Raw genomic sequence first — 8,719 nt, forward strand, 5'->3', positions numbered from 1 at the left:
GGGCCGGGGCGCCGCGCCCCGGCCCGCCGCGGCACACCTGAGCGCCGCCGCGCACCCGAGGGGGTGCGCGGCGGCGCTCAGGCGCCCGTGTGCGGGGCGGTCGGTGCCGGACGGGGTCAGGACCGCCCGGTGTCCGGGGCGGACGACTCCTCGAAGTCGACCTTCCCTATGTGGCGGTTCAGCGACTTCATCAGCATCCAGACGGCCAGCCCCAGCGCCGCGAAGACGAGGAAGCCGAGAATGCCGGGCGTCACCTTGGTCTCGTCGAACTCCTTGGCGAGGTCGGCGAGGCCGGAGGCCTGGGTGAGGGCAAGAGTGGTCGGGCTCATGGCATCAATTGTCGCGGATGCCCGCGAAGAGGTCGTCCTCGGGGAGGGACGTGTCCACCAGGGACTTGGCCAGCTCGTACTCCTCCGTCGGCCAGACCTCCTTCTGGAGCTCCATCGGGACCTTGAACCAGCCGCCGTCGGGGTCGATCTGGGTGGCGTGGGCGATCAGCGCCTTGTCCCGGACCTCGAAGAAGTCCGCGCAGGGCACATAGGTGGTCAGCGTGCGCTCGGCGCGCTGGAACTCCTCCCACCGCTTGAGCCACTCCCCGTAGGGGGACTCCAGGCCGCGCTCCAGCATCGCCTCGTGCAGGGCGAGGGTGCGGGGTCGGTTGAAGCCCTGGTTGTAGTAGAGCTTCAGGGGCTGCCAGGGCTCGCCCGCGTCCGGGTAGCGGCCGGCGTCGCCCGCGGCGTCGAAGGCCGCCATCGTGATCCGGTGGGTCATGATGTGGTCCGGATGCGGGTAGCCGCCGTTCTCGTCGTAGGTGGTGACCACATGCGGCCGGAAGGCGCGGATGCTGCGCACCAGCCGCCCGGCGGCCTCCTCCACGTCCTGGAGCGCGAAGCAGCCCTCCGGCAGCGGCGGCAGCGGGTCGCCCTCGGGCAGACCGGAGTCGACGAAGCCCAGCCACTCCTGCTTCACGCCCAGGATCTCGCGGGCCTCGGCCATCTCCCTGGCCCGCACCTCGTGGATGTGCTCCTCGATGTAGGCGTCGCCCTGGAGCTTGGGGTTGAGGATGGAGCCGCGCTCCCCGCCCGTGCAGGTCACGACCAGCACGTCCACCCCCTCGGACACGTACTTCGCCATGGTCGCCGCGCCCTTGCTCGACTCGTCGTCGGGGTGCGCGTGCACGGCCATCAGTCTGAGCTGTTCAGTCAAGGCTCGATCCTCGTTACCTGGTCATGGGAGACGGCTTCTATAGTGACCGAAGCGGTATCCGCTTGTATTCCCGACAGGACTCACAGGACTGACAGGACCGACAGGACATGGCGACGAGTTCGGCCGACCCCACGCGCCCGGGACCGCCCCAGGGGCGGTACGGGCGTTCCGGTGACGCGCGCTCGGACCGCCGCCTGATGATGGTCGGTGCGGTGCTGGGCGCGGTGTTCCTGGCGTTGATCGCCTGGTTCGGGGTGTCCTACGTCGCCGGGACGAAGGTCAGCGGCGAGCTGATCAAGTTCGAGATCGTCTCGGACCGCGAGGTGGCCGTCCACCTGGAGGTCCGCAAGGACGAGGGCGTCACCGGCGTGTGCACCGTCAACACCCTCGCGGAGGACGGCGGGGACGTGGGCCGCGCCGACTTCACCTTCGACGGGCCGCAGGGCCGCATCGACGAGGTCGTCACCGTACGCACCACCGAGCGGGCCACCAGCGCCCAGCTGGTCGGCTGTACGGCGGTCGGCGGAAACTGACGATCTTCCCCGAGCCCTGAAGGTTTAACCTTCTTCCCTTTTCCGGCGGAATTGTTAGGCTCGTGGTTTCGCCCACCCATGAAGGCGCACCCTTCGGGTAGGGCGTTGCTTTATATCCCGAGAGTACCTACGAGGAGCACCTGTGACCCAGACCAGCGACAACGTCACCTGGCTCACCCAGGAGGCGTACGACCAGCTCAAGGCCGAGCTGGAGTACCTGTCGGGTCCTGCCCGCATCGAGATCGCCAAGAAGATCGAGGCGGCCCGCGAGGAAGGCGACCTCCGCGAGAACGGCGGCTACCACGCGGCCAAGGAGGAGCAGGGCAAGCAGGAGCTGCGGGTACGCCAGCTCACCCAGCTGCTGGAGAACGCCAAGGTCGGCGAGGCTCCGGCGGACGACGGCGTGGTCGAGCCCGGCATGGTGGTCACCGTCGCCTTCGACGGTGACGAGGACGACACGATCACCTTCCTCCTCGCCTCCCGCGAGTACGCCAGCTCGGACATCGAGACCTACTCCCCGCAGTCCCCGCTGGGCCGGGGTGTGAACGGCAAGAAGGTCGGCGACGACGCCGAGTACGAGCTGCCCAACGGCAAGACGGCCTCGGTGCGGGTCCTGGAGGCCAAGCCGTACCAGGGCTGAGCCCCGCGGGACGGTCCCGTCCCGCCCCGGACGACGTACGGCCCCCGGCCGCCACGGAAGGCTTCCGTGGCGGCCGGGGGCCGGTTCGCCGTACTCCGGCGCGTCCGGGAACGGGCCGGGCGCGCGGGCCGGGCGGTCAGGCCGCCGAGCGGTACTTGCGCACCGCCAGGGTGCGGAAGAACGCGATGATCAGCGCCGACCACAGCAGCGAGGCCAGTACCGGGTTCTGCATGGGCCAGGCGTCGGGCGCCTGGTAGCCGGGCGGGAGGTTGCCGAACAGCTCGCGGGCCGCCAGCACGGTCGCGCTGAACGGGTTCCACTCGGCGACGTGCTGGAGGAACGACGGCATGTTCTCCGAGGGCACGAAGGCGATCGAGATGAAGGTCAGCGGGAACAGCCAGATCAGCCCGCCGGAGGTCGCCGCCTCGGGGGTGCGCACCGACAGGCCGATCAGCGCGCCGATCCAGGTGAAGGCGTAGCCCAGCAGGAGCAGCAGGCCGAAGCCCGCCAGCGCCTTGAGGACGCCCTCGTGGGCCCGCCAGCCGACGATCGTCGCCACGACGGCCAGCACCACCAGGGTCAGCGCGGTCTGGACGAGGTCGGCGAGGGTGCGGCCGGTCAGGACCGCGCCGCGCGCCATCGGCAGGGAGCGGAAGCGGTCGATGAGGCCCTTGTGCATGTCCTCGGCGATGCCCGCGCCCGCGCCTGCCGTGGCGAAGGTGACGGTCTGGGCGAAGATGCCCGCCATGAGGAACTCGCGGTAGGCGCCGGCGTCCACACCGGCGCCGGGGATGCTGATCGAGCCGCCGAAGACGTAGCTGAACAGCACCACGAACATGACCGGCTGGATGAGGCCGAAGACCACCATCTCCGGGATGCGCATCATCCGCAGCAGGTTGCGCTTGGCGATGGTCAGCGAGTCCGTCACGGACTGTGCGATGCCGCCGCCCGCGCGGGGCGCGCGCGTGGCGGGCGCGGAACCGGTGGTGGTGCTCACTTGGCGGTCTCCTTCCGGTCCGCGGCCTGCGCGCCGGCCCGGTCGCCCGCGCCGTTCCCGCCGGCCCCGGCCTCCTCGGCCGCGTGGCCGGTCAGCGAGATGAACACGTCGTCGAGGGTCGGGCGGCGCAGGCCGACGTCGTCGATCTCCACGCCGCGGGCGTCCAGTTCCCGGATGGCCTCGGCCAGGAGCTTGGCGCCGCCGACGACCGGGACGGTCAGCCTGCGGGTGTGCTCCTCCAGCGCGACCGCGCCCCTGCCCAGGCCCCGCAGGACCCCCTCGGCGGTGCGGATGTCGTCGCGCTCGTGCACGACGACCTCGATGCGCTCACCGCCGATGCGGGCCTTGAGCTCGTCGGAGGTGCCCCGGGCGATGACGCGGCCGTGGTCGACCACGGCGATGTCGTGGGCGAGGCGGTCGGCCTCCTCCAGGTACTGGGTGGTCAGCAGCAGCGTGGTGCCGCCGGCGACCAGTTCCTCGATGACCTCCCACAGCGCCTGGCGGTTGCGCGGGTCCAGGCCGGTGGTCGGCTCGTCCATGAACATCACGGGCGGGCTGACGACCAGCGCGGCGGCGAGGTCGAGGCGGCGGCGCATGCCGCCGGAGTACGTCTTGGCGGTCCGGTCGGCGGCGTCGGCGAGGTTGAACCGCTCCAGCAGCTCCGCGGCCCGCCGCTTGGCGTCGCGCGCGGACATCTGGTAGAGGCGGCCGACCATCTGGAGGTTCTCGCGGCCGGTCAGATACTCGTCGACGGCGGCGAACTGCCCGGACAGGCCGATGGAGCGGCGTACTTCCTGGGGGTGCTTGAGCACGTCGATGCCCGCCACGACCGCGCGCCCGCTGTCGGGCCGCAGCAGGGTGGTCAGCACCCGTACGGTGGTGGTCTTACCGGCGCCGTTGGGTCCGAGCAGGCCCAGCACGGTGCCTTCGGGGACGTCGAGGTCGACACCGTCCAGAGCCCTGACGTCGCCGAAGGTCTTGACCAGCCCTTCGGCGTGGATGGCACCTGGCATGGAGGTCTCCCATGGGTGTGGGTGGTCGGAAAAGTCGAGAAGGAACGAGAAGAGGCGAGAAGGAACGAGAGGGAAGGGGAATCGGGAAATTCGAGAAGGTCGGGAAGGTCGGAAAGGGTTGGGCGACGCGAGGTGGTGAGCCGCTCCGCACCGAATGCGACGGCGGGGGCGGATGCGCGCGGACACACCGCGGGCGTGGTGCGGCTCAGCACTATGCAGCAACGCGATATATCGCGTCAAACGATTTACGGTGTGTTCCGCGGGCGTGTCGCCCGGCACGCCGGTGCCCCGGAGCGGCGGCCCGTTCCGCACCGCCGCGCGCGGCCGGCCCCGTAACTCAGCCCGTCACCGTGTAGCCGGCTCTGACCAGCGACGCCTTCACCTCGGCGCAGTGCTGCGGGCCCTTGGTCTCCAGGTGCAGATCCACCTCCACCTCCGTCAGCCCGAGCCGGGGATCGGTCCGCACATGGCTGATGTCCAGGACGTTGGCGTCCGCCACCGACAACTCCGCCAGGAGCGCCGCCAGCGCACCGGGGCGGTCGGTCAGCCGCAGCCGCAGCGACAGGTAGCGGCCCGCCGCCGCCATGCCGTGCCGCAGCGTGCGCTGCAGCACCAGGGGATCGACGTTGCCGCCGGAGAGCACGGCCACCACCGGCCCCTCGAAGGTCTCCGGAGCCGACAGCAGCGCCGCCACCGGGCCGGCGCCGGCCGGCTCGACGACGAGCTTGGCCCGCTCCAGGCAGAGCAGCAGCGCGCTGGAGAGCGCGTCCTCGCTCACCGTGCGGACCTCGTCGACCATCTCGGCGATGATCCCGAACGGCACGTCCCCGGGCCGCCCGACCATGATCCCGTCGGCCATCGTCGAGACCGAGTCCAGGGTGACCGGGTGCCCGGCGGCCAGCGAGGGCGGGTACGCCGCGGCCCCCTCGGCCTGCACCCCGACCACGCGCACGTCCGGCCGCAGCGACTTCACCGCCAGCGCCAGCCCCGCCGCCAGCCCGCCGCCGCCGATGCCGACGACGACCGTGCGGACCTCCGGGCACTGCTCCAGGATCTCCAGCCCCACCGTGCCCTGGCCGGCGACGATGTCGGGGTGGTCGAAGGGGTGGATGAAGACCGCGCCGGTCTCGGCCGCGTACTCCTGCGCCGCCCGCAGCGTCTCGTCCACCACCTGCCCGTGCAGCCGCACCCGGGCGCCGTAGTCACGGGTCGCCGCCACCTTCGGCAGCGCCGCGCCCACCGGCATGAAGACCGTCGAGCGGACCCCCAGCAGGGACGCGGCCAGGGCGACGCCCTGCGCGTGGTTGCCCGCGGAGGCCGCGACGACCCCGCGGGCGCGCTCCCCGGCGGACATCGCGGCTATCCGCACGTACGCGCCGCGGACCTTGAACGACCCGGTGCGCTGGAGGTTCTCGCACTTGAGGTGGACGGGCGAGCCGACCAGTTCGCCGAGGTGGCGGCTGCCCTCCAGCGCGGTCGTCCGGGCCACCCCGGAGAGCGTCTTCTGGGCGGCGCGTACGTCGTCGAGGGTGAGTGCCGGCGCTTCGTCGCGGCCGGTGTGCTGGGCAGTGCTGGCGACCATGCCGCCAGTCTGGCAGCCCGGCTCGCGGGCGGCTCGCGGGGACCTGGCCGGGTCACGCGGGATCCCGCGGCGGGAACCGCTCATTCGTACGGTGCCGGTACGGGGCGGACCCGGGGCGCGTACTCTGTGGCACACCCTCAGCCCGTCGTACCCCGTATTCACGAAGAAGCGAGCAACCGGCCATGCCCACGCACCCGGACATGACGACCGCCCACCCCCACGACGAAACGAGCGAAGAGAGCGTGCAGGCCAGCATGCCCCCCACAGCAGGCCGCCCGGACCCCGACCAGGACCGGACCGGCTCCGCACCCCTTCTCGACACCCTCCAGCACCAGGTGGCCCTCTTCGCGCGCCGCGCGGAGCAGACCCGGCTCGGCGGCGTCGGACAGGCCCGCAACTCCATGGACCGCGCCGCCTACCTGCTGCTCAACCGGCTGGACAGGGACGGGCCCACGGGCGTCAAGGCGCTCGCCGCGGGCATGGGGATCGACTCCTCGACCGTGACCCGCCAGGTGGCCCCGCTGGTGGAGTCCGGCCTGGTCAAACGCACCTCCCACCCCGACGACGGCCGTGCCGTGGTCCTCCAGCTCTCCCCGCGCGGCGTCTCGCGGCTGGAACAGGTGCGCGCCTCGCGGCGCGAGTTGATGGAACTGCTGACGCGGGACTGGAGCGAGGAGGAGCGGACGGTCTTCTGCGAACTGCTCACCCGCTTCAACCAGGCCCTCTCCGACTTCCAGGCGGAGGGTTCCTGACGCCTCCCGCCCCCGCCCGTTCCCGGAAGGCGTCCGGGGGCGTCCGGGGGCGGGCCTCCGCGGTGCGGTTGCGATGCGGCCGCGATGCGGCGTTTGCCCCTCCCGGGCGCACAGGGGGCAGGATGGGGGCATGGCCAACCGACTCGCAGCCGAGACGTCCCCCTACCTCCTCCAGCACGCGGACAACCCCGTCGACTGGTGGCCCTGGTCGCCGGAGGCGTTCGAGGAGGCGCGGCGGCGCGACGTCCCGGTACTGCTCAGCGTCGGCTACAGCTCCTGCCACTGGTGCCACGTGATGGCGCACGAGTCCTTCGAGGACGGGGCCACCGCCGAGTACCTCAACGCCCACTACGTGTCCGTCAAGGTCGACCGCGAGGAGCGCCCGGACGTCGACGCCGTCTACATGGAGGCCGTCCAGGCCGCCACCGGCCACGGCGGCTGGCCCATGACCGTCTTCCTGACCCCGGAGGGCGAGCCGTTCTACTTCGGCACCTACTTCCCGCCCGAACCCCGGCACGGCCTGCCCTCCTTCCGCCAGGTGCTGGAGGGGGTGCGCGCCGCATGGACCGACCGGCGCGAGGAGGTCGCCGAGGTGGCCGGGCGGATCGTGGCGGACCTGGCGGGGCGGAGCATCGGCTACGGCGGTGACGGCGGCGGGGACGCCCCGCGCCCGCCCCGGCCGGAGGAACTGGGCGCGGCGCTGCTCGGGCTGACCCGCGATTTCGACGCGCGGCACGGCGGCTTCGGCGGCGCGCCGAAGTTCCCGCCGTCGATGGTGCTGGAGTTCCTGCTGCGCCACCACGCCCGCACCGGTTCCGAGGGCGCGCTGCAGATGGCGGAGGCGACCTGCGAGGCGATGGCGCGCGGCGGCCTCTACGACCAGCTCGGCGGCGGTTTCGCCCGCTACTCGGTGGACGCCTCCTGGACCGTGCCCCACTTCGAGAAGATGCTCTACGACAACGCCCTGCTGTGCCGGGTGTACGCGCATCTGTGGCGCGCCACCGGCAGCGAGCGGGCGCGGCGGGTCGCGCTGGAGACGGCCGACTTCATGGTCCGCGAACTGCGCACCCCCCAGGGCGCCTTCGCCTCCGCGCTGGACGCCGACAGCGACGACGGCACCGGGCGGCACCGGGAGGGCGCGTACTACGTGTGGACGCCCGCCGAGCTGCGCGAGGTCCTCGGGGAGGAGGACGCACGCCTGGCCGCCGCCCACTTCGGGGTGACCGAGGAGGGCACCTTCGAGGAGGGGGCCTCCGTCCTGCGGCTCCCGGACGCCGACGGCCCCGCGGACGCCGGCCGGATCGAGTCCGTACGGAGCAGGCTGCTGGCCGCCCGCTCCGGGCGCCCGCGCCCGGGCCGGGACGACAAGGCCGTCGCCGCCTGGAACGGGCTGGCGATCGCCGCGCTCGCCGAGACCGGCGCCTACTTCGACCGCCCTGACCTCGTGGAGGCGGCCACCGCCGCCGCCGACCTGCTGGTCGCCGTCCACCTCGACACGGGCGGACGCCTGGTGCGCACCTCCCGCGACGGCGCCGCGGGCTCCGGCGCCGGGGTGCTGGAGGACTACGGCGACGTGGCCGAGGGCTTCCTCGCCCTGTACTCGGTGACCGGCGAGAGCTGCTGGCTGGAGCTGGCGGGCATCCTGCTGGACACCGTGCTGAGGCGCTTCACCGCCGACGACGGCACCCTGTACGACACCGCCGACGACGCCGAGCGGCTCATCCGCCGTCCCCAGGACCCCACCGACAACGCCGCGCCCTCCGGCTGGACGGCCGCCGCCGCGGCCCTGCTGTCGTACGCCGCCCACACCGGTTCCTCCCGCCACCGCGAGGCCGCCGAGCGGGCGCTGGGCGTGGTGACGGCGCTGGCCCCGCGCGTGCCGCGCTTCATCGGCTGGGGGCTGGCCGCGGCCGAGGCGGCGCTGGACGGCCCGCGCGAGATCGCGGTGGTCGGCCCGGCAGGCGACCCCGCCACCACCGTGCTGCACCGCACCGCG

General features: G+C 72.6%; 9 protein-coding genes. 4 read left to right on the forward strand and 5 right to left on the reverse strand.

The window, feature by feature from the left end; genetic code table 11:
- Positions 1–116 precede the first annotated feature (116 nt).
- Positions 117–329, reverse strand: a complete 213-nt coding sequence (locus ACLIYP_RS27800) for a hypothetical protein (protein ID WP_412715853.1) — start codon at positions 327–329, stop codon at positions 117–119.
- Between the two features lie 4 nt (positions 330–333).
- Positions 334–1,206, reverse strand: coding sequence for a mycothiol conjugate amidase Mca (gene mca, locus ACLIYP_RS27805; protein ID WP_412715854.1), 873 nt, complete (start codon positions 1,204–1,206; stop codon positions 334–336).
- 107 nt (positions 1,207–1,313) lie between these two features.
- Here mca and ACLIYP_RS27810 point away from each other — a divergent pair, with 107 nt between their 5' ends.
- Together ACLIYP_RS27810 and greA are read left to right on the forward strand one after the other, a co-directional pair.
- The gene (locus tag ACLIYP_RS27810) at positions 1,314–1,739 is read left to right on the forward strand and encodes a DUF4307 domain-containing protein (RefSeq protein ID WP_412715855.1); all 426 of its coding nucleotides are present in this window, start codon (positions 1,314–1,316) and stop codon (positions 1,737–1,739) included.
- Positions 1,740–1,881: 142 nt separating this feature from the next.
- Entirely contained in the window at positions 1,882–2,379 is a 498-nt protein-coding gene (gene greA / locus ACLIYP_RS27815) for a transcription elongation factor GreA (RefSeq protein ID WP_093661713.1), read from the forward strand.
- Positions 2,380–2,515: 136 nt separating this feature from the next.
- On the opposite strand, the gene ACLIYP_RS27820 is transcribed toward greA, so the two are convergent.
- The 3 genes from ACLIYP_RS27820 to ilvA form a co-directional block, all read right to left on the reverse strand.
- Positions 2,516–3,376 carry an ABC transporter permease gene (locus tag ACLIYP_RS27820; protein ID WP_412715856.1) on the reverse strand — a complete coding sequence of 287 codons (861 nt, stop codon included), beginning with the start codon at positions 3,374–3,376 and terminating at the stop codon, positions 2,516–2,518.
- Entirely contained in the window at positions 3,373–4,389 is a 1,017-nt protein-coding gene (locus ACLIYP_RS27825) for an ATP-binding cassette domain-containing protein (RefSeq protein ID WP_412715857.1), read from the reverse strand. Before ACLIYP_RS27825 ends, ACLIYP_RS27820 begins: the two co-directional genes overlap by 4 nt.
- A gap of 337 nt (positions 4,390–4,726) precedes the next feature.
- Positions 4,727–5,971, reverse strand: coding sequence for a threonine ammonia-lyase (gene ilvA / locus ACLIYP_RS27830; protein ID WP_412715858.1), 1,245 nt, complete (start codon positions 5,969–5,971; stop codon positions 4,727–4,729).
- Between the two features lie 254 nt (positions 5,972–6,225).
- Here ilvA and ACLIYP_RS27835 point away from each other — a divergent pair, with 254 nt between their 5' ends.
- On the forward strand, positions 6,226–6,723 hold the full coding sequence (locus ACLIYP_RS27835; protein WP_093661772.1) for a MarR family winged helix-turn-helix transcriptional regulator: 498 nt from the start codon (positions 6,226–6,228) through the stop codon (positions 6,721–6,723).
- Between the two features lie 130 nt (positions 6,724–6,853).
- Positions 6,854–8,719, forward strand: a 1,866-nt coding sequence (locus tag ACLIYP_RS27840; RefSeq protein WP_412715859.1) for a thioredoxin domain-containing protein, incomplete at its 3' end; no start/stop codon positions are given.

The sequence above is a fragment of the Streptomyces nanhaiensis genome (assembly GCF_046614825.1).
GTDB classification, from domain to species: domain Bacteria; phylum Actinomycetota; class Actinomycetes; order Streptomycetales; family Streptomycetaceae; genus Streptomyces; species Streptomyces radiopugnans.

What these genes read in the sequence shown, in the direction of transcription:
- ACLIYP_RS27800 (WP_412715853.1), bottom strand. Translation starts at nt 329, where the DNA reads ATGAGCCCGACCACTCTTGCCCTCACCCAGGCCTCCGGCCTCGCCGAC.
- ACLIYP_RS27810 (WP_412715855.1), top strand. Translation starts at nt 1,314, where the DNA reads ATGGCGACGAGTTCGGCCGACCCCACGCGCCCGGGACCGCCCCAGGGG.
- ACLIYP_RS27825 (WP_412715857.1), bottom strand. Translation starts at nt 4,389, where the DNA reads ATGCCAGGTGCCATCCACGCCGAAGGGCTGGTCAAGACCTTCGGCGAC.
- ilvA (WP_412715858.1), bottom strand. Translation starts at nt 5,971, where the DNA reads ATGGTCGCCAGCACTGCCCAGCACACCGGCCGCGACGAAGCGCCGGCA.
- ACLIYP_RS27835 (WP_093661772.1), top strand. Translation starts at nt 6,226, where the DNA reads ATGCCCCCCACAGCAGGCCGCCCGGACCCCGACCAGGACCGGACCGGC.